Annotated in this window: 18 protein-coding genes; 6 read left to right on the top strand and 12 right to left on the bottom strand. The window is 70.7% G+C overall.

Features of this window, described 5'->3' with window-relative positions; translation table 11 throughout:
* Positions 1-14 precede the first annotated feature (14 nt).
* The 8 genes from CW362_RS21185 to CW362_RS21150 all read right to left on the bottom strand — a co-directional run bounded on the left by CW362_RS21185 (position 15) and on the right by CW362_RS21150 (position 10,085).
* Positions 15-662, bottom strand: a complete 648-nt coding sequence (locus tag CW362_RS21185; RefSeq protein ID WP_078943298.1) for a phosphatidylserine decarboxylase — start codon at positions 660-662, stop codon at positions 15-17.
* A 170-nt stretch (positions 663-832) separates the two neighbouring features.
* Entirely contained in the window at positions 833-2,038 is a 1,206-nt protein-coding gene (locus CW362_RS21180; RefSeq protein WP_103551079.1) for an acyl-CoA dehydrogenase family protein, read from the bottom strand.
* 2 nt (positions 2,039-2,040) lie between these two features.
* Positions 2,041-2,568, bottom strand: a complete 528-nt coding sequence (locus CW362_RS21175; RefSeq protein WP_037621470.1) for a MaoC family dehydratase — start codon at positions 2,566-2,568, stop codon at positions 2,041-2,043.
* Positions 2,569-2,573: 5 nt separating this feature from the next.
* Positions 2,574-3,539, bottom strand: a complete 966-nt coding sequence (locus CW362_RS21170; protein WP_103551078.1) for an HpcH/HpaI aldolase/citrate lyase family protein — start codon at positions 3,537-3,539, stop codon at positions 2,574-2,576.
* Positions 3,536-5,563, bottom strand: coding sequence for a protein meaA (locus tag CW362_RS21165; RefSeq protein WP_103551077.1), 2,028 nt, complete (start codon positions 5,561-5,563; stop codon positions 3,536-3,538). Before CW362_RS21165 ends, CW362_RS21170 begins: the two co-directional genes overlap by 4 nt.
* Before the next feature lie 9 nt (positions 5,564-5,572).
* Positions 5,573-6,910: a crotonyl-CoA carboxylase/reductase gene (ccrA, locus tag CW362_RS21160; protein WP_103551076.1), complete on the bottom strand. Its 1,338-nt coding sequence runs from the start codon at positions 6,908-6,910 to the stop codon at positions 5,573-5,575.
* 420 nt (positions 6,911-7,330) lie between these two features.
* Positions 7,331-8,143, bottom strand: coding sequence for a TetR family transcriptional regulator (locus tag CW362_RS21155; protein ID WP_240657949.1), 813 nt, complete (start codon positions 8,141-8,143; stop codon positions 7,331-7,333).
* Positions 8,144-8,279: 136 nt separating this feature from the next.
* Entirely contained in the window at positions 8,280-10,085 is a 1,806-nt protein-coding gene (locus tag CW362_RS21150; protein WP_103551074.1) for a 3-hydroxyacyl-CoA dehydrogenase family protein, read from the bottom strand.
* Positions 10,086-10,494: 409 nt separating this feature from the next.
* On the opposite strand from CW362_RS21150, the gene CW362_RS21145 reads away from it, so the two are divergent.
* Positions 10,495-11,079 (top strand): adenylosuccinate lyase, encoded by a 585-nt coding sequence (locus tag CW362_RS21145; RefSeq protein ID WP_103551073.1) that lies wholly within the window; start codon positions 10,495-10,497, stop codon positions 11,077-11,079.
* Positions 11,080-11,127: 48 nt separating this feature from the next.
* Here CW362_RS21145 and CW362_RS21140 read toward each other — a convergent pair whose 3' ends face one another.
* The 4 genes from CW362_RS21140 to CW362_RS21125 all read right to left on the bottom strand — a co-directional run bounded on the left by CW362_RS21140 (position 11,128) and on the right by CW362_RS21125 (position 14,993).
* Positions 11,128-11,640 carry a GNAT family N-acetyltransferase gene (locus CW362_RS21140; RefSeq protein WP_206301012.1) on the bottom strand — a complete coding sequence of 171 codons (513 nt, stop codon included), beginning with the start codon at positions 11,638-11,640 and terminating at the stop codon, positions 11,128-11,130.
* 20 nt (positions 11,641-11,660) lie between these two features.
* Positions 11,661-12,059: a RidA family protein gene (locus CW362_RS21135; RefSeq protein WP_103551071.1), complete on the bottom strand. Its 399-nt coding sequence runs from the start codon at positions 12,057-12,059 to the stop codon at positions 11,661-11,663.
* Between the two features lie 60 nt (positions 12,060-12,119).
* Positions 12,120-13,724 (bottom strand): alpha/beta hydrolase, encoded by a 1,605-nt coding sequence (locus CW362_RS21130; protein ID WP_103551070.1) that lies wholly within the window; start codon positions 13,722-13,724, stop codon positions 12,120-12,122.
* Positions 13,725-13,943: 219 nt separating this feature from the next.
* Positions 13,944-14,993 (bottom strand): Rv2578c family radical SAM protein, encoded by a 1,050-nt coding sequence (locus tag CW362_RS21125; protein ID WP_103551069.1) that lies wholly within the window; start codon positions 14,991-14,993, stop codon positions 13,944-13,946.
* Positions 14,994-15,174: 181 nt separating this feature from the next.
* Here CW362_RS21125 and CW362_RS21120 point away from each other — a divergent pair, with 181 nt between their 5' ends.
* From CW362_RS21120 to CW362_RS21100, 5 genes are all read left to right on the top strand, one after another.
* A complete protein-coding gene (locus CW362_RS21120; RefSeq protein WP_103551068.1) occupies positions 15,175-15,618 on the top strand; it encodes an SRPBCC family protein in 444 nt (147 codons plus the stop codon).
* Positions 15,619-15,780: 162 nt separating this feature from the next.
* Entirely contained in the window at positions 15,781-18,237 is a 2,457-nt protein-coding gene (locus CW362_RS21115) for an ATP-binding SpoIIE family protein phosphatase (protein ID WP_103551067.1), read from the top strand.
* A 178-nt stretch (positions 18,238-18,415) separates the two neighbouring features.
* Entirely contained in the window at positions 18,416-19,141 is a 726-nt protein-coding gene (locus CW362_RS21110; RefSeq protein WP_103551066.1) for a class I SAM-dependent methyltransferase, read from the top strand.
* Between the two features lie 75 nt (positions 19,142-19,216).
* A complete protein-coding gene (locus CW362_RS21105) occupies positions 19,217-20,050 on the top strand; it encodes a M55 family metallopeptidase (RefSeq protein WP_103551065.1) in 834 nt (277 codons plus the stop codon).
* Positions 20,043-21,347 (top strand): M20/M25/M40 family metallo-hydrolase, encoded by a 1,305-nt coding sequence (locus tag CW362_RS21100; RefSeq protein ID WP_103551064.1) that lies wholly within the window; start codon positions 20,043-20,045, stop codon positions 21,345-21,347. The genes CW362_RS21105 and CW362_RS21100 overlap by 8 nt, the downstream gene beginning before the upstream one ends.
* Positions 21,348-21,352: the final 5 nt, after the last annotated feature.

Raw genomic sequence — 21,352 nt, 5'->3', positions numbered from 1 at the left:
CCTGTGTCTCGGGATCAATCACGGTCAATTCGAGTCACCCCAGCCACGGTCTTCTGACCGACCTCCACGTCGACCTCGACACCCTCGGGGAGGTAGATGTCCACGCGCGAGCCGAAGCGGATCAGACCGATCCGGTCGCCCTGCTCGACCTTCGTCCCCTGCGGGATGTAGGGAACGATGCGACGGGCGACGGCGCCGGCGATCTGGATCATCTCGATGTCACCGAGCTCGGTGTCGAAGTGCCAGACGACGCGCTCGTTGTTCTCGCTCTCCTTGTTGAAGGCCGGGACGAACCCGCCGGGGATGTGCTCGACCGACGTCACGGTGCCGGAGAGGGGCGCGCGGTTGACGTGGACGTTGAGAGGGCTCATGAAGATCGCGACGCGGGTGCGCCCGTCCTTCCACGGCATGATGCTCTGCACCACACCGTCGGCGGGCGAGATGACCCGGCCCTGCGTGATCTCACGCTCGGGGTCGCGGAAGAACCACAGCATCCCGGCCGCGAGTGCGGTGGCGGGTACGGCCACGGCCTTGGCCGCGCCGGAACGGCGCGAACGGGCCAGGCTGAGTGCTGCGGTGGCAACGGTCGGGAGAAGCCACGGCGATGCTCCGCGCGCGAGGCGGACCCGGCCGCGAGGTGCAGAGGTTTGGCTGTGGGGCATGGATGACCTTCGTAGCGGATGATGCCGCGCTCGAACGGGGGACGGCGGCTTTCACGCGATCGTACCGGTCGCATACCGCAACTGGGCAAGCCAAGATGCGGAGTCGACAACCGAAGAGAGCTGACGGGGTGTGATCTTCTTCGCGAAGAAAACACCCCGAACCCGGACATCTAGCCCTGGAGTCGATACTCTTCGAGCAGTCGGCGCCCGATGATCATTTTCTGGATTTCGGCGGTACCTTCGCCGATCAGCAGCATCGGTGCCTCACGGTAGAGGCGCTCGATCTCGTACTCCTTGGAGAAGCCGTAGCCGCCGTGGATCCGGAACGCATCTTCCACGACCTCTTTGCAGTACTCGGAGGCGAGGTACTTCGCCATCCCTGCTTCGAGGTCGTTTCGTTCCCCGGAGTCCTTTTTGCGAGCTGCGTTCACCATCATTGCATGGGCGGCCTCGACCTTGGTAGCCATCTCGGCCAGCTTGAACTGGATCGCCTGGTGCTGGGCGATCGCCTTGCCGAAAGTGTGACGTTGCTGGGCATACGAGACGCCCAGCTCGAACGCACGCTGCGCGACACCGCAGCCACGGGCCGCCACGTTGACGCGGCCGACCTCGACCCCGTCCATCATTTGGTAAAACCCTCGGCCGGTGGTGCCGCCGAGGACCCGATTGGCCGGAATGCGCAGTCCGTCCATGATGAGTTCGGTGGTGTCGACCCCCTTGTAACCCATCTTGTCGATCTTGCCAGGGATGGTCAGACCGGGACGGACCTCTCCGAAGCCCGGCTCCTTCTCCACGAGGAAGGTCGTCATCGACTTGTGGGGCGCCGTGCCCTCGGGGTGTCCTTCGTCACTTCTGACGAGAACGGCCACCAGGGTCGACGATCCGCCGTTCGTCAGCCACATCTTCTGGCCGTTGAGGACGTACTCGTCGCCGTCCTTGACCGCCTTGGATGTGATCGCCGACACATCGGAGCCGAGCCCCGGCTCCGACATCGAGAAGGCGCCGCGCACCTCGCCGAGCGCCATGCGGGGCAGGAAGTGGTCCTTCTGCTCCTGCGTCCCGTGCTGCTTGAGCATGTACGCCACGATGAAGTGGGTGTTGATGATGCCGGAGACCGACATCCAGCCGCGGGCGATCTCCTCGACGCACAGCGCGTACGTGAGGAGGGACTCGCCGAGACCGCCGTACTCCTCGGGGATCATCAGCCCGAAGAGGCCCAGCTCCTTCAGGCCGTCGACGATCTGCTGGGGGTACTCGTCGCGGTGCTCCAGCTCGGTGGCGACCGGGATGATCTCCTTGTCCACGAAATCGCGGACCGTGGAGAGGATCTCCTGCTGGACGTCGGTCAGACCGGCGGTCTGGGCGAGTCGCGCCATGACTACTTCTCCGTCTTCTTCTCCGCCGGGGCGGTGAGTTCGGGCCGGCCGGGCTGCTCGCCGCCGCGCTCCTTGATGTACGTCTCGGTGGGGACCATCACCTTGCGGCGGAACACGCAGACCAGCGTGCCGTCCTGCTTGTAGCCCTTGGTCTCGACGTAGACGATCCCGCGGTCCGACTTGGACCGGGAGGGCGTCTTGTCGAGGACCGTGGTCTCGCCGTAGATCGTGTCGCCGTGGAAGGTCGGCGCCACGTGCTTCAGCGACTCGATCTCCAGGTTCGCGATCGCCTTGCCGGAGACGTCCGGCACGGACATGCCGAGCAGCAGCGAGTAGATGTAGTTCCCGACGACGACGTTCTTGCCGAAATCGGTCGTCTTCTCCGCGTAGTTGCTGTCCATGTGGAGCGGGTGGTGGTTCATGGTCAGCAGGCAGAAGAGGTGGTCGTCGTACTCGGTGACCGTCTTTCCGGGCCAGTGCTTGTAGACCGCCCCGACCTCGAACTCTTCGTAGGTGCGTCCGAACTGCATGGTGCTCAGGCCTCCGGGGCTTCGAACGAGGTGGTGCGCTGCATGCCGGCGGCCCGGCCCTTGCCCGAGATGACGAGCGCCATCTTGCGGCTGGCCTCGTCGATCATCTCGTCGCCGAGCATCGCGGAGCCCTTCTTGCCGCCGGCCTCGGACGTGTAGTAGTCGTACGCGTCCAGGATCAGCTCGGCGTGGTCGAAGTCCTCCTGCGAGGGGGAGAAGATCTCGTTCGAGGCCTCCACCTGACCCGGGTGCAGCACCCACTTGCCGTCGAAGCCGAGCGCGGCGGCGCGCTGCGCGACCGCGCGGTAGCCGTCGATGTTGCGGATCTGGAGGTAGGGGCCGTCGATCGCCTGGAGGTTGTTGGCGCGGGCGGCCATCAGGATCTTCATCAGGATGTAGTGGTAGGCGTCCGCCGGGTAGCCGGGCGGCTGCTCACCGACGACCAGCGACTTCATGTTGATGGAGGCCATGAAGTCGGCCGGGCCGAAGATGATGGTCTCCACGCGCTGCGAGGCGGTGGCGATCGCGTTGACGTTGTTCAGGCCCTGGGCGTTCTCGATCTGCGCCTCGATGCCGATCTTGCCGACCTCGAAGCCCATCGTCTTCTCGATCTGCGTCAGCAGCAGGTCGAGGGCGACGACCTGCTCGGCCGTCTGCACCTTCGGCAGCATGATGCAGTCGAGGTTCTGGCCCGCGCCCTCGACGACCGTGACGACGTCGCGGTAGGTCCACTCGGTCGTCCAGTCGTTGACGCGCACGACCCGCGTCTTGCCGGTCCAGTCACCCTCGTTGAGGAACTTGACGATGGTGTGCCGGGCGTCCGGCTTGGCCAGCGGCGCGCACGCGTCCTCCAGGTCGAGGAAGACCTGGTCCGCGGGGAGCCCCTGGGCCTTCTCCAGGAAGCGGGGGTTGCTGCCCGGCACGGCCAGACAGGAGCGCCTGGGACGCAGACGGTTCACGGGCGTGGTCATGCGGGGACCTCCAGGGGGTCGAGCTTGTTCGCTTTCCGGATCTCGTCGACGATACGGCCGATGATTCCGGTGATGTCGAAGTCCTTCGGTGTGAAGACCGCGGCCACTCCCGCGGCCCGCAGCTGTTCGGCGTCCGCGTTCGGGATGATCCCGCCCGCGATCACCGGAATGTCGCCCGCGCCCGCCGTGCGCAGCTTCTCCAGGACGTCCGGGACGAGCTGGGCGTGCGAGCCGGAGAGGATGGACAGGCCCACGGCGTGCACGTCCTCGGCCACGGCCGCGTCCACGATCTGCTCCGGGGTGAGCCGGATGCCCTGGTAGACCACCTCGAAGCCGGCGTCACGGGCCCGCACGGCGATCTGCTCGGCGCCGTTGGAGTGCCCGTCCAGGCCCGGCTTGCCGACCAGGAACCGGAGGTTGCCGGCGCCGAGGTCCTTGGCGGTCAGCTCCACCTTGCGGCGCACCAGGGCGAGCGCGGTGCCCTCCTCGGCGGTGACGGCGACGGGCGCCGACGAGACACCGGTCGGGGCGCGGAACTCGCCGAACACCTCGCGCAGGGCCCCGGCCCACTCGCCGGTGGTGACACCGGCGCGGGCGCACTCCAGGGTGGCCTCCATGAGGTTGTCGGTGCCCTTCGCGGCCTCCTTCAGCCGCTCCAGCGCCTTGCACGGGCGCGGGTGGTTGAAGGGCGGCTGGTACCGCGTGTCGCGCCAGGTCCCGAGCGCCGAGATCACCCGGGCCTCGACCGCGGGGTCGACGGTCTGGATCGCCGCGTCGAGGTCGGCCGTGAGCGGGTTCGGCTCGGTCGACTCGAAGACGTTGACGCCGACGATCTTGTCCTTGCCGCCCTCGATGCGGGCCCGGCGCTCGGCGTGCGAGGAGACGAGCTGCGACTTGAGGTAGCCGGACTCGACGGCGGCCATCGCGCCGCCCATCTCCTCGATCCGCGCGATCTCGGCCAGCGACTCCTCGACGAGGGCGGTCACCTTGGCCTCGATCACGTGCGAGCCCTCGAAGATGTCCTCGTACTCCAGCAGGTCGCTCTCGTGCGCCAGGACCTGCTGGATGCGCAGCGACCACTGCTGGTCCCAGGGGCGGGGCAGACCGAGCGCCTCGTTCCAGGCGGGCAGCTGCACGGCACGCGCGCGGGCGTCCTTGGACAGGGTGACGGCCAGCATCTCCAGGACGATCCGCTGGACGTTGTTCTCCGGCTGCGCCTCGGTCAGACCGAGGGAGTTGACCTGGACGCCGTACCGGAAACGCCGCTGCTTGGGGTCCTCGATGCCGTACCGCTCGCGGGTGATCTTGTCCCAGATCCGCCCGAACGCCCGCATCTTGCACATCTCCTCGATGAAGCGGACGCCCGCGTTCACGAAGAAGGAGATGCGGGCCACGACATCGCCCTTGCGGTCCTCGGAGATCTGCCCGGACGCGAACACCGCGTCCAGGACGGCGATCGCGGTGGACATCGCGTACGCGATCTCCTGGACCGGCGTGGCGCCCGCCTCCTGCAGGTGGTAGCTGCAGATGTTGATCGGGTTCCACTTGGGGATGTGGTTGACCGTGTACGTGATCATGTCCGTCGTGAGACGGAGGGAGGGCCCCGGCGGGAAGACGTGCGTCCCCCGCGAGAGGTACTCCTTCACGATGTCGTTCTGGGTCGTGCCCTGGAGCTTGGTGATGTCCGCACCCTGCTCCTCGGCGACGACCTGATAGAGCGCCAGCAGCCACATGGCGGTGGCGTTGATGGTCATCGAGGTGTTCATCTGCTCCAGGGGGATGTCCTGGAACAGCCGGCGCATGTCACCGAGGTGCGAGACCGGCACGCCGACCCGGCCGACCTCGCCGCGGGCGAGGATGTGGTCGGGGTCGTAGCCCGTCTGCGTCGGCAGGTCGAAGGCCACGGAGAGCCCTGTCTGCCCCTTGGCGAGGTTGCGCCGGTACAACTCGTTGGACGCCTCGGCCGTGGAGTGGCCGGCGTAGGTGCGCATGAGCCACGGCCGGTCCTTCTGGCGCTCTGTCATGGATGGACCTCAGACGTTCCGGAAGCGGTTGATGGCGTCGATGTGCTGGGCGCGCTTCTCGTGGTCGCGGACTCCCAGGCCCTCCTCGGGCGCCAGCGCGAGGACGCCGACCTTGCCCTGGTGGAGGTTGCGGTGCACGTCGTAGGCGGCCTGCCCGGTCTCCTCCAGGGAGTAGACCTTGGAGAGCGTCGGGTGGATCTTGCCCTTGGCGATGAGGCGGTTGGCCTCCCAGGCCTCGCGGTAGTTCGCGAAGTGCGAGCCGATGATCCGCTTCAGCGACATCCACAGGTAGCGGTTGTCGTACTCGTGCATGTAGCCCGAGGTCGAGGCGCAGGTGGTGATGGTGCCGCCCTTGCGGGTGACGTAGACCGAGGCGCCGAAGGTCTCGCGGCCGGGGTGCTCGAAGACGATGTCGATGTCCTCGCCGCCGGTGAACTCGCGGATGCGCTTGCCGAAGCGCTTCCACTCCTTCGGGTCCTGGGTGGTCTCGTCCTTCCAGAACTTGTAGCCCTCGGCGCTGCGGTCGATGATCGCCTCGGCGCCCATCGAGCGGCAGATGTCCGCCTTCTGCTCGCTGGAGACGACACAGATCGGGTTGGCGCCGCCGGCCAGCGCGAACTGCGTGGCGTACGAGCCCAGCCCACCGCTCGCGCCCCAGATGAGCACGTTGTCGCCCTGCTTCATGCCGGCGCCGTTGCGGGAGACGAGCTGCCGGTAGGCGGTGGAGTTCACCAGGCCCGGGGCGGCGGCCTCCTCCCAGCTCAGGTGGTCGGGCTTCGGCATCAGCTGGTTGGACTTGACGAGCGCGATCTCGGCGAGGCCGCCGAAGTTGGTCTCGAAGCCCCAGATGCGCTGCTCGGGGTCGAGCATCGTGTCGTTGTGGCCGTCGGAGGACTCCAGCTCGACGGACAGGCAGTGCGCGACGACCTCGTCGCCGGGCTTCCAGGAGTTGACCCCCGGGCCGGTGCGCAGGACGACGCCCGCGAGGTCCGAACCGATGATGTGGTACGGCAGGTCGTGGCGCTTGCTGAGGTCGCTGAGCCGGCCGTAGCGCTCCAGGAAGTTGAAGGTCGACACCGGCTCGAAGATCGACGTCCAGACCGAGTTGTAGTTCACGGAGGACGCCATCACGGCGACCAGCGCCTCGCCCGGGCCGAGCTCCGGCAGCGGAACGTCGTCCAGGTGGATCGACTTGCGGGGGTCCTTGTCGCGGCTGTTGAGCCCGGTGAACATCTCCGCCTCGTCCTTGTGCACGGTGATCGCGCGGTAGGACTCGGGGAGCGGGAGAGCGGCGAAGTCGTCGGCCGTGGCCGTCTGCGACTGGATCGCGTCCAGGATTTCCTTCACGGTGTTGCCTCCGGCGATGCGCGTTCCGAGGGAGAACGCTGAGGGGTACGTCGGTGCTGCTGCTGAGGGGTGTGCCGTCGGTCCGGCGGAGGTGGTGCTGTGGCAGCGCTGTGGTTGGCGCGAAAGGTTGCCTGTGACGCAGGCGTCCGGGCGCGCAGGCCATGGGGCTTGCGGGGACAGCCGGCGTACGCATGGTCTCTGCACGCCGGCCGCCCGGACTCCTTCAACGTATGGCACGCCGTGTCACCTGACAAGGCACGGAGTGCCAGAAGTTGCGCTCAGGTGAAATCTTTACGTAACACCTGAGCGATGATCGATCAGATCGGGTCGCAAAACACTCGAATCAGGGCACAAAAAACGCCGGACGCGCTCGAAGTGAGCGTGTCCGGCGAGAGTTTTGCCGTTCGGGGAGAAGGGGTCCTACGACCGTTCCTTGAGGGCCTGCTCGATGGTGCGCATCACCTGGTCCAGCGGGGCGTCGACCCGGGCGACGGTCACGAGGACGTCCCCCTCGGTGAAGGAGGAGGCGGGCGCCGGTCGCGGCGCGGTCTCCCGTCCCGCGCCGATCCCGGTGCCGAAGGTCTTGCGGACGATGGCGAAGGCGTGGTCCAGCTGCGACTCCACGTCGCCCTGGCCGCCGGCCCGCAGCCACCGTCGCAGGACGTGGTTGTGGGCCGTGACCACGGCCGACGCGGCGACCTCGGCGAGCAGGGGGTCGTCGTTGGCGTCGTCGTCGTGCGCGTGCTCGTCGAAGTGACCGAGGAGGTAGCGGGTGAAGAGCCGTTCGTAGCGGGCCACCGAGGCGATCTCGGCCTCCCGCAGCGTCGGCACCTCGCGCGTCAGCTTGTAGCGCGAGACGGAGATCTCCGGCTGGGCCGCGTACATCCTCATGACTTCCTTGATGCCGCGGCACACGGTGTCGAGAGGATGCTCGTGCGCGGGTGCCGCGTTGAGCACGGCCTCGGCCCGGATCAGGGTGTCGTCGTGATCGGGGAAGATCGCCTCTTCCTTGGAGCGGAAGTGGCGGAAGAACGTACGGCGGGCCACTCCGGCCTGGGCCGCGATCTCGTCGACGGTGGTCGCCTCGTACCCCTTGGCGGCGAACAGCTCCATGGCCGCGGCCGCCAGCTCCCGGCGCATCTTGAGGCGTTGGGCCGCCGCGCGACTGCCCGCGGCGCTCTCCGGCGCGTCGGGCGTGGCTGGTGTACGTGAGGACTTGGCGGGCTGGGACATGACCCGAACGTACTGCATGTGCGCAGGAGAGCGCGCATGTCCGGGGATCCCCCCGCCCTGGAAGGGCGGGGGGTGTCCGGCGGGGTCGAGCAGTCCGCCCCAGTCGGCGTCCTCAGTGAACCAGTCGCCCTGACCCTCAGCGGCGGGCATATTCGCGGAAGCCGCGGCCCGTCTTGCGGCCGAGGCAGCCCGCGGCCACCAGGTGCTCCAGGAGCGGCGCGGGGGCGAGTCCCGGGTCCCGGAACTCACGGTGCAGGACCTTCTCGATGGCCAGCGAGACGTCGAGCCCGACCACGTCGAGCAGCTCGAAGGGACCCATCGGGTAGCCGCCGCCCAGCTTCATCGCCGCGTCGATGTCGTCCAGCGAGGCGTAGTGCTCCTGCACCATCTTGATGGCGTTGTTCAGGTACGGGAACAGCAGCGCGTTGACGATGAAGCCGGCCCGGTCACCGCAGTCCACCGGGTGCTTGCGGATCTTCGCGCAGACCTCGCGCACGGTGGCGTGCACGTCGTCCGCGGTCAGCACGGTCCGCACGACCTCGACGAGCTTCATCGCCGGGGCCGGGTTGAAGAAGTGCATGCCGATGACGTCCTGCGGGCGCGAGGTGGCGCGGGCGCAGGCGACGACGGGCAGCGAGGAGGTGGTGGTGGCGAGGATCGCGCCGGGCTTGCAGACCTTGTCGAACGTGCCGAACAGCTGCTGCTTGATCTCCAGGTCCTCGGCGACCGCCTCCAGCGCGAGGTCGACGTCGGCGAAGTCGTCGTAGCTGCCGGTCGGCGTGATCAGCTCCAGGGTCCGCGCCGCCGCCTCGGCCGTCATCCGGCCCTTGTCGACGGAACGGGAGAGCGACTTGCCGATGCGGGCCTTGGCGGTCCCCGCCTTCTCCTCCGTACGGGCGGCGAGGACGACCTCGTACCCGGCCTTCGCGAAGACCTCGGCGATGCCGGAGGCCATCGTGCCGGAGCCGGCGACGCCCACCGAGCGGATCGAACGGCCCTCGGCGAGCACGGAGCCCTCCAGCGGCGTCAGCGCGTCCCGCACGACGGCGTCGCTGCCGGGGGCCTCGTACGAGTAGAAGCCGCGGCCGGACTTGCGTCCGGTCAGGCCCGCCTCGCTGAGCTGCTTGAGGATCGGCGCGGGGGCGTGCAGCCGGTCGTGCGACTCGGCGTACATCGCCTCCAGGACGGTCCGCGCGGTGTCCACGCCGATCAGGTCGAGCAGCGCGAGCGGGCCCATGGGCAGTCCGCAGCCGAGCTTCATCGCCGCGTCGATGTCCTCGCGGGAGGCGTACTTCGCCTCGTACATCGCGGCCGCCTGGTTGAGGTAGCCGAAGAGCAGGCCGTCGGCGACGAAACCGGGGCGGTCGCCCACCGCCACGGGCTCCTTGCCGAGCTCCAGCGCCAGGTCGGTGACCGCGGACACGGCCGTCGGCGCGGTCAGCACCGAGGAGACGACCTCGACGAGCTTCATCGCGGGCGCCGGGTTGAAGAAGTGCAGGCCGAGCACGCGCTCGGGCCGGGCCGAGTCGGCGGCCAGGCGGGTCACGGACAGGGCGTTGGTGCCCGTCGCGAGGATCGCCTCGGGGCGCACGATGCCGTCGAGCGCCCGGAAGACCTGCTGCTTGATGTCGTACGACTCCGGGGTCACCTCGATGACGAGGTCGGCGTCGGCGGCGGCCGCGAGGTCGGTGAAGGTGCGGAAGCGGGCGAGGGCGTCGGTGCGCTCCGCGTCGCTCAGGTGCTCGCGGCGCACGGCGCGGGCGGTGGAGGCTTCGAGGGTGGCCACGGCCTGGGCGGCCGCGGCTTCGCTGACGTCGATGCCGATCACATCACGGCCGGCCCGGACCAGGACCTCGGCGATGCCGGTGCCCATGGTGCCGAGGCCGACGACGGCGACGGTCTTCAGCGGGGACAGAGGGGTGTCGGACAGGGGAGTGGCCATCGCGGGACTCCTGGAAGAAGTGACGACTGAGGAGCGCACGCGGGTGCGCCGAAAGGCGCACACCGTGCGGAGGTTGCGGGTGTTTCCGGGCTGACGAGCGCACACGCCCGGTGCCGTCCCGGGCGCCGTGAGAACGGGCGCCCATGGGCGGTGAAAGCCGACCGGCCCTGTCCCGGAGCCATGTCGTACTGAGGTACCTGAAGTACCGAACCGACTGCTCTCGCGGTGGCTGCGTCACCAGGCCACCGAGAGGTGAGACACGAGTGGGTAACTCGCTCGTCTGAGCTTAACCCGCCGGTAACGAGCGCGCCAGCCCCCGACTTTGTGATGTACGTCCCCGCATCAGGCCCTGTCGTCAAATTCCCGTCGTCCGCCCGCAGGGCCTAGCGGGCTTGCCTAAGCTCGGCCCATGGACGAAGCGTTGCGATCGCTCACGGAGCGTCTGCGGGCCGAGGCCGGGGCCGGGGCTTCGGCGGCATACGAACGTCTGGCGGGGACGGAGGACCCCGAGGTGCTGGCCGCCGCGCTGACCGAACCGGGACAGCCGCTCTGGGCGAGGGAGTTGGTCGCCTTCCGGCTCGGCACGGCAGGGGACCGGCGGGCCTTCGAGGCGCTCGTCCTGCTGCTCAACCACCGCGATCCGCAGCGCTGCGCGTCCGCCGCCGACGCCCTGGCCCGGCTCGGCGACCCGCGCACGGCCCGCGCCGCCGCCGCGCTCGCCACCAACGAACTGCGGGTCGCGTACGCGCTCCAGCCGGTGCGGCTCCTGGTCCGGCTGCGCGCCCCCGAGGCCGTGCCCGCGCTGATCACCACCCTGGAGCGCAGACTGCGCCCGCACGACCCCTACCGAAAGGTCGCTCTCGCGTGCGCCGAGGGCCTGGGCGTCCTGGGCGACGCCCGGGCGCGAGGGGTCCTGAACGAGGCGCTGGCCCACCCGGCGCTCGCCGAGACGGCCGTGCGCGCCCTGGCCCGGCTGACCGAGGCGCAGGTGTAGGCGCCGGTCCGCGTGCGCCCGCGCGGACCGGCGCGCCTTCATCGGTCGTCAGTCCGCGCCGCCGCCCGTCAGCACCCGCGCGTAGCGCACCTCGGGCACCGCGACCCCGTCCGCCTCGAAGGGCTCCTCGGCGCCGTCGGGGCGGAAACCGGCCTTCTCGTAGAACCGGCGGGCCGGGGCGTTCTCCTTGAGGACCCACAGCAGCATGCGCTCGTGCCCGGCCGCCGCGCAGCGGTCCGCGGACTCCCGCAGCAGGGCCTGCCCGACCCCCTGGCCCAGCACGTCGGGGTGTACGTAGATGGCGTACAACTCGACTTCCCCGGAACGGGCTTCGCTGTCCCGGTGCGGTCCGTGACAGGCCCAGCCGACCACGGACCCGTCGCGCTCCGCGACCAGGTTCACGACGACGCCGTCGCCCTGTTCGAGGGTGCGGCGGCGCCGCGCCGCGTCCTCGGGCACGCTGAGCCCGTCCAGGTACGACCGCGGTATCAGGCCCTCGTACGCGGTCCGCCAGCCGCGCACCCGGATCTCGGCCACGCGCGCGCAGTCGTCGAGGGTCATCTCGCGGACCCGGGTCCCGCTCACGCGCCGACCACCGCGTACGCCTCGATCTCCATCAGGAACTCGGGCCGGACCAGCGCGGCGACCTGGACCGCCGAGGCGGCCGGAAGGCGGTCCGCGGGGATGTGCGCGGCGCGGGCGGCCCGGATCGCGGGCATGTGGGCCATGTCCGTGACGAAGAAGGTGAGTTTGACGACGTCGTCGAAGCCGGCGCCCGCCGCCGCCAGGCACCGGCGCAGGTTCTCGAAGACCTGGCGGGCCTGGGCCCCGGCGTCGCCCTCGCCGACGAGGGCGCCGTCCTCGTCCAGGGGGAGCTGGCCCGACACCGCGACGAAGCGGCCCGTGGCCGTCACCACGTGGGAGTAGGCGGTGGCTGGGGCGACCCCGTCGGGGGCGGAGATGCGTGTCGGTTCGCTCATGGGTCCATCGTGGACCATGGATCCGGCGGTGCTCCCGACGGGTTCGCGGGCGGGGCGGGATCAGCCGCGGTGACCGAGGAGTTCGTGCAGCGTCGACCCCCGGGAGGAGGAGGACGCGGCCTTCGCGGTCAGCGGCTTCGGGTCGGGCAGCGTCCCGCACACCGCGTCGGCCTCGCCGTCGCCGCGCGGCACCTTGCCGTCGGCCAGATAGGCCGCCAGGTACTTGTCCAGGCAGGTGTTCCCGCTCAGGGTGATGCCGTGGTTGCCGCCGCCCTCCTCGACCACCAGGCTCGATCCGCGCAGCTGGTGATGGACGGTCACCCCGCCCTCGTAGGGCGTGGCCGCGTCGTCGGTCGCCTGGAAGAGCAGCGTCGGCGGCAGCCTGCGGTTGGAGACGTCCACCGGCCGGAGCGAGTCCGTGGGCCAGAACGCGCACGGCGCGTTGTACCAGGCGTTGTTCCAGGTCATGAACGGCGCCTTGGCGTGGACCGCCCAGTTGTCCCGGCGCCACCGGCGCCAGTCGCGCGGCCAGGGCGCGTCACGGCACTGGACCGCCGCGTAGACGCTGTAGCCGTTGTCGCCCGAGGCGTCGACGGCGCCGAAGTTCTCGTACGCCTCGACGAGCGCGTCCGAGTTCTTGTCGTTCACGTAGGACGCGAACGCCTCGGCGAGGTAGGGCCAGTAGCCGTTGTAGTAGCCGCCCGGGATGAAGGTGTCCTCCAGTTCGGAGGCGCCCACCGTCTTCTGCGCGGGGTCCTTGGCGAGCGCCGCGCGCATCGCGTACCACTTGGCCCCGACCGCGGCCGGGTCGGTGCCGAGCCCGTAGGCCGCGTCGTTCCTGGCGACCCACGCCAGGAACGCCAGGTGGCGGTCGTTGAAGGCGTAGTCCTGGCTGATGTTGTCCTCGTACCACACACCGGTGGGGTCGACGATGGAGTCGAGGACCAGCCGGCGGACCCGCTGCGGGTAGAGCTTGCCGTACACGGCCCCCAGGTAGGTGCCGTACGAGTAGCCGAAGTAGTTGATCTTCTTGGCGCCGAGGGCGGCGCGGATCGCGTCCATGTCGCGGACCGTGCTCACCGTGTCGAGGTACGGCAGCAGCTTCGCGTACTTCTTGCCGCACGCCTCGGCGAAGGACCTGGCGCGGGCCAGGTTGGCCTTCTCGAGGGCCCGGGTGCTCGGAACGGTGTCGGGGCGGACGGGTTTGAAGTACCCCGGCTCGCAGTCCAGCGCGGGCTTGCTCGCACCGACGCCGCGCGGGTCGAAGCCGATGACGTCGTACTGCGCCGCCACGGTCTTGGGCAGCGCGGAGGCGACGAAACCGGCCAGCGTGAGTCCGCTGCCGCCGGGGCCGCCCGGGTTCACCAGCAGCGGCCCCTGGAACGTCTTCGCGGTGTGCGGGACGCGGGACAGAGCGAGGGTGATCCGCTCGCTGTAGGGGTTCGTGTGGTCCAGCGGCACCTTCAGGGACGCGCACTGGAGCGTCGGGTAGTCGCTGGTGCCGCACTTCTTCCAGACGGGTTTCGCGGTCCGGGTGGTGCGCGGTGCGCCGGCGGAGCCGGTGCCCGCGCCGGCGGAGCCGGTGCCCGCGCCGGCGGGGACCGACGTGATCATCCCGGCCAGCACGACGGCCGCCCCGCACACAGCGGCTGCGCGTTTCTTCACAAGGCCTCCCAGGACGGAGGATTCTGAGCCGTGCACGCCACGGCCTTCGCCGTATCGTGCCGAAGGAGGGTCCTGGGAGAACGCGTTCCGGCGGGACTCGACCCGATCGGACCGCGGGATGCGCCCGGATGCCATCACGAGCGCCCCCGGAGGCCTTCGGGGGCCCGGAGGTTCCGCGGGAGTGCGCGACGGACGGCCGTGAGGGCCCGTCACCGTCCTTCAGAGCAGCGTCAGCTGGGTCGGGCCGGGCTCGGCGGGCGCCGGCGCGAGGGTGGGTTCGGGGACGGTGATCCGGCGTGGCATCCCCGCGCGGGCGGGGCCGATGCCGTACTCCTGTGCCAGCTCGTGGACCTGACGGGTGATCCGGCGCTGGTACCACTTCGGGGCGTAGGCGCCCTCCGCGTACAGCCGCTCGTAGCGCCGCACGAGGTGGGGGTGGTGGCGTTCCAGCCAGGCCGTGAACCACTCGCGGGCACCGGGCCGCAGGTGCAGCACCAGCGGGGTGACCGAGGTGGCCCCCGAAGCGGCGACGGCCCGTACGGTGGCGCGCAGCTGGGCGGGGTGGTCGCTCAGGAAGGGGATCACGGGGGCCATGAGGACTCCGCAGCCGATGCCGTGGTCCGTCAGGGTGCGGACGACGTCCAGACGGCGCTCGGGGGCCGGTGTGCCCGGCTCCACGGTGCGCCACAGCTCGCCGTCGGTGAAGCCCACGGAGACCGATATCCCGACGTCGGTGACCTCGGAGGCCTGCTTCAGCAGGTCGAGGTCGCGCAGGATGAGCGTGCCCTTCGTCAGGACGGAGAAGGGGTTCGCGTGGTCGCGCAGGGCCGCGATGATGCCCGGCATGAGCCGGTAGCGGCCCTCGGCGCGCTGGTAGCAGTCGACGTTGGTGCCCATCGCGATGTGCTCGCCGTGCCAGCGGGGCGAGGCGAGCCGGCGGCGCAGCAGCTCCGGCGCGTTGACCTTCACCACGATCTGCGAGTCGAAACCGAGTCCGGTGTCGAGGTCCAGATAACTGTGCGTCTTGCGGGCGAAGCAGTAGACGCACGCGTGCGAGCAGCCGCGATAGGGGTTGACCGTCCACTCGAACGGCATGCGGGAGGCCCCCGGCACCCGGTTCACGATGGACCGTGCCTGGATCTCGTGGAACGTGATCCCTTGGAACTCGGGGGTGTCGAACGTCCTCGTCGTGACCGCGTCCGCGTCGAACAGGGCGGCGTCCCGGGCGGGGCTGCCGGCGAGGTCCGCTGTCAGGTTCTCCCAGCGCATGGCGCCTCCTAGGTAGCACTGGACAGAGAATAGAACACATGTTCCCTTGATCGTGCGACCCGTTTCCCGTGTCGCCCCGCCGACGGGGCCCGCGCCCACGGGCACCCCGATTTGGGCGGCCGGGGCGCCGGGTGGTTGGCTGGCCGTACAACCCGAGGAACCACACGCTGGAGGAAGTGCCATGGCGCAGGTCGAGGCCACGACGGAGCGGGTCATCGCGGCGGACGCGGAAACGGTGTTCGACGCCCTGGCCGACTACAGCGACACGCGGCCGAAGCTGCTGTCCGAGCACTTCAGCGAGTACGAGGTGCGCGAGGGCGGCGACGGCGGGGGCACCCTCGTCCACTGGAAGCTCCAGGCCACCAGCAAGCGCGTCCGTGACTGCCTGCTCGAGGTGAGCGAGCCCACCGACGGCGAGCTCGTCGAGAAGGACCGCAACTCCTCCATGGTCACCACCTGGCGCGTCACCCCGGCCGGTGAGGGGAAGTCCCGCGTCGTGGTCACCAGCGTCTGGAACGGCGCGGGCGGCATCGGCGGCTTCTTCGAGCGGACCTTCGCGCCCAAGGGCCTCGGCCGCATCTACGACACCCTGCTCGCCAACCTCGCGGCGCAGACCGAGAAGTGACCCGTCCCCCCGGGAGGCACGCGCCTCCCGGGGACCCCGCGCGCCGGAGCCGCCCCCGCCGGGGCCAATTCCCGTGTTGCCGCACATCGTGACGGGACGCCGCCGTACGGTGGTGGAGGCGGCACAGATCATGCGGAGCCGTGGGGAGAGAGGGCCTGGGTCATGGACCGTGGCACCGAAGCGGGCGCGACTCCCGGCCCCGGAGCCGGTGACGGCGTGGCGGAGCACGCCGACGCCGGCCGCATCCCGCTGGCCGTGGTGGTCGTGGACCGCGACGGACTCGTCTCGCACTGGAGCAGCGGCGCGCGGCGGATGTTCGGCACCCCCAAGGAGGAAGCGCTGGGCCGCCACGCGGCGGACCTGCTCCCCGTCTCCGGCGCGCTCCCCGAGGGCGTGGACAGGCCTCCCTTCGGGACCCGTGCCACGTACGACGGACTCGGGCCCGGTCTGGAGTCCTCCCTGGACGGGCGGCTCTCCTACCCGGCCGCCGGACGCGCCCGGCTCACCGCGGCCGGTGCCGACCGGATCGACGTCCTGTGGTGGGCCTATCCGCTGGTCGGTCCGGGCCCGGAGCGGCTGCTCGTGCTCGCCGCCGACGCGGGCGCGATGCGCCACGAGGACGACGACGTCTCCTTCGAGCGCATCGCGCCCGGCTTCGCGCTGCACACCGACTTCCCCGGCGCCGAGGAACTGGCCCGCCGGCTCCCCGAGATCCTGCCCAGCATGAGTGTCGGCGACGGCGCCCGCATCGTCTCGCAGGTGCTGGAACTGGGATATCCCGTCCTGGAGTTCAGCCAGAACGACCGGGTGCCCGTCACCCCCGACTGGGGCGTGCCCCGGCGCGTGGAGCGCAGGGCGCGCCGCGAGCGGGCGATGCGGGCCGCGGCCTCCGGCGCGCCCGTGCCGCAGGACCTCCCGGACGACGAGCGCGAGGACCTCGAGTACGCGGCCGTCCGGGAGCGCCTGGAGTTCCTGAACGAGGTCAGCGGGCGCATCGGGACCTCCCTCGACCTGTCGCGGACCGTCCTGGAGGTCAGCCGGGCCGTCGTGCCCCGCTTCACGGACGTGGCGGGCACCTATCTGCGCGAGCAGGTCGTCGCCGGGGAGGGCTTTCCCGAAGGTGTGCCCGACACGACCACGATGTGGCACCGGGTCGCCGTGGAGCACACCGACGAGCCGGGCCGCTGGGACGACGTCGTGCCGGTCGGGGAGGCCATGCCCTTCCCGGCGCACACCCCGTTCTTCCAGTGCATGACCACCGGTGAGCCCGTCCTCGTGCCGCGCATCAGCGAGCAGGTGGGGCACATGATCGCCGCGCAGTTCGAGAAGCGCGACATCAGGCCGCTCATCACCGGCCGCTCCATGCTGGTCGTGCCCCTCAAGGCCCGTGACGTGGTGCTCGGCTTCATGATCCTGCTGCGTCACCCCGAGCGCGTCGAGTTCAACGACATGGACCGGGTCACCGGTGCCGAACTGGCCGCCCGCGCCGGCCTGGTGCTGGACAACGCGCGCATGTACACGTACCAGGAGAGCGTCGCCGAGACCCTCCAGGACAGCATGCTGCCGACCATCGCCCCCCGTATGGCCGGCTGTGACATCGCCACCCGCTACCTGCCGGGGACACTCCTCGGACGCGTCGGCGGCGACTGGTTCGACTCGGTGAAGCTGCCCGGCTCGCGCACCGCCCTGGTCGTCGGGGACGTCATGGGCCACGGCCTCAACTCGGCCGCGATGATGGGCCAGTTACGCACCGCCGTACAGACCATGGCCGCGCTCGACCTGCCGCCGGCCCAGCTTCTGCGCAACCTCGACGACCTCGCCCAGCGTCTCGGCGACAGCTACCTCGCGACCTGCCTGTACGCGGTCTACGACCCGATCGCCGGAATGCTGCACATCGCCAACGCGGGCCACATCCCGCCGGTCCTGGTCCGCGCCGCGGACGGCCGCAGCGAACTGCTCGACCTGCCGACCGGAGCGCCCGTCGGTGTCGGCGGAGTGCCCTTCGAGGCGGTCCGCGTGCGGGTGGAGCCGGGTGACCGGCTCGTGATGTGCACCGACGGACTGGTCGAGATGCGCGGCGAGGACATCGGTGTCGGCCTCGCCACCCTCTGCGAGTCCGCCGCCCACCCGGCCGCCTCCATGGACCAGGCCTGCGACACCATCATCCGCGCGCTCAACACCCGCGGCGGGCGCAAGGACGACGTGGCCCTGCTGATGGCCCGGCTCAACGGGATCGAGCCCGCGGACGTCGCCGAACGGCACCTGGCCCTCGACCCGGCCGAGGCCGGCAGGGCGCGTGCCGTGGTCCGTGAACAGCTGCACGCGTGGGGTCTGGCGGGGCTCGCCGACAACGCCGAGCTGATGGTCGGCGAACTCGTCACCAACGCCGTACGGCACGCGAACAGCCGGGGGATCGAACTGCGGCTCGTGCGCGGCGACACCCTGCTGTGCGAGGTGGGCGACGACGACCACACGCTCCCGATCCTGCTCAGCGCCGGTCCCGGCGACGAGTTCGGACGCGGACTGCGGCTCGTCAGCGCGCTGTCCCGGGAGTGGGGGTCCAGCCGTACCGGCGCGGGCAAGACCGTGTGGTTCGAACTGACGCTCCCGCGGCGCTGATCCGTCCGCGCGGTGCCCCGCAACGGGGTCGGCTCCGGCGCGCGTAGGCGCACGAAGGCGTACGAGGTCCGAACGGGCGGTGAAGGAACGCGCCGTCGGCTTGTCGCCGCACACCGGGCGCGGTAGACCGATCGGGCCCGCCGGACCGGTGGGCCCGATCACGACCCCGGGAGCGGGCATGAGTGTGAGCAGTCGGTACAGGGAGGCCTGGGAGGGCTTCTGGCGCGAGGCCCCCGGCGGACAGGGCGGGGTCCTCTGGGACGCCGAGCCCGCGCTCACGGCCGCGGTCCACCTCGCCCGCTTCGAGCCGCACCTGACGGCACCCGACCTGCCCCTGGTGGACCTCGGCTGCGGCAACGGCACCCAGACCCGCTTCCTGGCCGACCGGTTCCCCACGGTCGTCGGCACCGACCTCGCGCCCGCGGCACTCGACCACGCCCGCACCGCCGATCCGGCGGGCCGGGCCCGGTACCGGCTGCTCGACGCGGCGGACGAGGCCGAGGCCGAGGCGCTGCACGCCGAGCTCGGCGACGCCAACGTCTACATGCGGGGCGTGCTCCACCAGACCGAGCCGCACGACCGGCAGCCACTGGCGGACGGCCTGGCCACCCTGACGGGCGACCGGGGCCGGGTCTTCCTGGTCGAACTCGCCGAGGCCGCCGGTCCGCTCCTGCGCGCGCTGGCCCAGGGCCCGGACGGCCCCCCGGCCAAGCTGGCCCCGGTGTTCCGGCACGGCATCGCCCCGGGCGAGGTCGCGGACGCGGCGGTCCCCGAGCATCTGCGCCGGGCCGGCCTCACGGTCCTCGCGAGCGGCGAACTCCCGCTCCTCACGACCGAGCACACCTCCGACGGCACCCTCATCGAGCTTCCGTCGCGGTGGCTGGTGGCCGGCCGTCCCGGCTGACACCGGTGGTCCGGGACCCGCCGGAGTTGTCCACAGGCTCTGCCGGGTCCGGGCCGAAGCGCGTACGGTTTCGGCATGAAGATCCTCATCAGCGCCGACATGGAAGGCGCCACAGGTGTGACCTGGCCGGCCGACGTGTTGCCGGGGACTCCCCAGTGGGAGCGGTGCCGCGCGCTGTTCACCTCGGACGTGAACGCCGCGGTGCTCGGCTTCCTCGACGGCGGCGCCGACGAGGTGCTGATCAACGAAGCCCATTGGACCATGCGGAACCTCCTGCTGGAGCGGCTCGACGAGAGAGCGGAGATGCTCACCGGACGGCACAAGGCGCTGTCCATGGTCGAGGGCGTGCAGCACGGGGACGTGGACGGCATCGCGTTCGTCGGGTACCACGCGGGGGCGGGCATGGAAGGCGTCCTCGCCCACACCTATCTGGCGAACTCCATCACGGGCGTGTGGGTCGACGACGTACGGGCCAGCGAGGGCCTGCTCAACGCCCGTGTCGTCGCCGAGTACGGCGTACCGGTCGTGCTCGTCACCGGCGACGACGTGGCCTGCGAGGACGCGCTGGGGTACGCGCCCGAGGCGCTGAAGGTCGCCGTGAAGGACCACGTCTCGCGGTACGCGGCCGTGTGCCGCACCCCGGCCAGGACCGCCGCGGACATCCGGGCCGCGGCCAAGGAGGCGGCGGCGCTCGCGGTGCGGCGCGAGCCGGTCGTCGGCGGGCCGTTCACCATCGCCCTGGAGTTCGACGCCGAGCACCTGGCCATGGCCGCCACCGTCGTGCCGGGGGTCGGCCGCGTCGGTGAACGGAAGATCGCGTACACCAGCGACACGATGTACGAGGGGATTCGTACCTTCAAGGCGGTCACCACGATCGTCTCGGCCGCAGTGGAGGAGCAGTATGGCTGACGAACGCGCACTCGACGAGGTCGTCCGGTTCACCTCCGACCTCATCCGGATCGACACGACCAACCGGGGCGGCGGGGAGTGCCGGGAGCGCCCGGCCGCCGAGTACGCCGCCGCGCTGCTCGCCGAGGCGGGCCTGGAGCCCACACTCCTGGAGCGCACCGAGGGGCGTACGAACGTCGTGGCCCGCCTGGAGGGCACCGACCCGTCCGCCGACGCGCTGCTCGTCCACGGTCATCTGGACGTGGTGCCCGCCCAGGCGGAGGACTGGAGCGTCCACCCGTTCTCCGGGGAGGTCCGCGACGGTGTCGTCTGGGGACGCGGCGCGGTCGACATGAAGAACATGGACGCGATGATCCTCTCCGTCGTCCGGTCCTGGGCCCGCGAGGGGGTACGGCCCCGGCGCGACCTGGTCATCGCCTTCACCGCCGACGAGGAGGCGAGCGCCGCGGACGGCGCGGGCTTCCTGGCCGACGAGCACCCCGAACTCTTCGAGGGCTGCACCGAGGGCGTCGGCGAGTCGGGGGCGTTCACCTTCCACGACGGCGCGGGACGGCAGCTGTATCCCATCGCGGCGGGCGAGCGCGGCACCGGCTGGATCAAGCTCACCGCGCGGGGACGGGCGGGCCACGGCTCCAAGGTGAACCGGAGCAACGCGGTGACCCGCCTGGCCGCCGCGGTCGCCCGCATCGGTGCCCACGAGTGGCCGCCGCGCATCACCCCGATCCTGCGGGCCGCCCTGACCGAACTCGCCGCCCTGTACGGCGTGGACGGCGGCCCGGACGACGCGGACGCCCTGCTGAGCAAGCTCGGCCCGGCCGCCTCGCTCGTCGAGGCGACCGTCCGCAACAGCGCCAACCCGACGATGCTGAGCGCCGGTTACAAGGTCAACGTGATCCCGGGGGAGGCCGTCGCCTATGTGGACGGCCGCTATCTGCCCGGCGGCGAGGACGAGTTCCACACGACCATGGACGAACTCACCGGACCGGACGTGGAGTGGGAGTTCTACCACCACGGGGTGGCCCTCCAGTCGCCGCTCGACTCGCCGACGTACGCGCGGATGCGCGCGGTCGTCGAGGAGTTCGCACCCGAGGGCCATGTCGTCCCCTACTGCATGTCGGGCGGCACGGACGCCAAGCAGTTCTCCCGCCTCGGCATCACCGGCTACGGCTTCTCGCCGCTCAGGCTCCCCGAGGGCTTCGACTACCAGGCGATGTTCCACGGAGTCGACGAACGTGTCCCGGTCGAGGCGCTCCACTTCGGCGTCCGGGTCCTCGACCGCTTCCTGCGCACGGCCTAGGGGGA

It is taken from the genome of Streptomyces populi, from assembly GCF_002911015.1.
Classification (GTDB): Bacteria; Actinomycetota; Actinomycetes; order Streptomycetales; family Streptomycetaceae; genus Streptomyces; species Streptomyces populi.
The sequence above is the reverse complement of the archived record's forward strand: the minus strand, read 5'-3'. Positions and strand labels throughout refer to the sequence as shown.